Origin of the sequence: Catenulispora subtropica (genome assembly GCF_039531675.1) — a bacterium.
In the GTDB taxonomy this organism is placed as follows: Bacteria; Actinomycetota; Actinomycetes; order Streptomycetales; family Catenulisporaceae; genus Catenulispora; species Catenulispora subtropica.
The window spans coordinates 1-662 of record NZ_BAAAQM010000138.1; the positions used below are offsets into that span (position 1 = coordinate 1).

Annotated in this window: 1 protein-coding gene; it reads right to left on the reverse strand. The window is 72.4% G+C overall.

What is annotated here, in order from left to right:
- Positions 1 to 11 precede the first annotated feature (11 nt).
- Positions 12 to 662 (reverse strand): ABC transporter ATP-binding protein (locus ABD466_RS44295; RefSeq protein WP_344663333.1); only part of this gene is annotated, 651 nt, incomplete at its 5' end.

Sequence of the window (662 nt, forward strand, 5' to 3'; positions counted from 1 at the left end):
TCTCGGTGGTGTCAGCGGCCATGGCGGGAGATCTCCTCGCGCAGGTGTTCTGTGATCTCCACCGACAGGTCGGCCACGTCCTTGTCCTCGATCCGGCGTGGCTGCGGGATGTCGATCCGCCACTGCCGCGCGACCCGGCCCGGCCGCGAGGACAGCAACACCACCCGCTGCCCGAGCCGCACCGCCTCACGCACGTTGTGTGTCACGAACACCACCGCCAACCCGGTGGCCTCCCACAGCCGCACCAGCTCCTCGTGCAGCACGTCGCGGGTGATGGCGTCCAGCGCCGCGAACGGCTCGTCCATCAACAGCACCGGGCTGTCCTGCGCCAGCGCCCGCGCCAAAGCCACCCGCTGCCGCATCCCGCCCGAGAGCTGATGCGGACGCTTGCCGAAGGCGCCGCGCAGCCGCACCAGCTCCAGCAGCCGCTCGGCCTCGGCCCGCCGCTCACGACGCCCGGACAGCCCGCGCAGCCGCAGCGCCAGCTCGACGTTCTCGCCGGCGGTCAGCCAGGGGAACAGCGCCGACTCCTGGAACATCAGCGCCGCACGCCCCGACGGCACCTCGACCGTGCCGGTGGTCGGCGCGTCCAGCCCGGCGACCAGATTCAGCAGCGTCGACTTGCCGCAACCGGAGGCCCCGAGCAGGCACACGAACTCGCC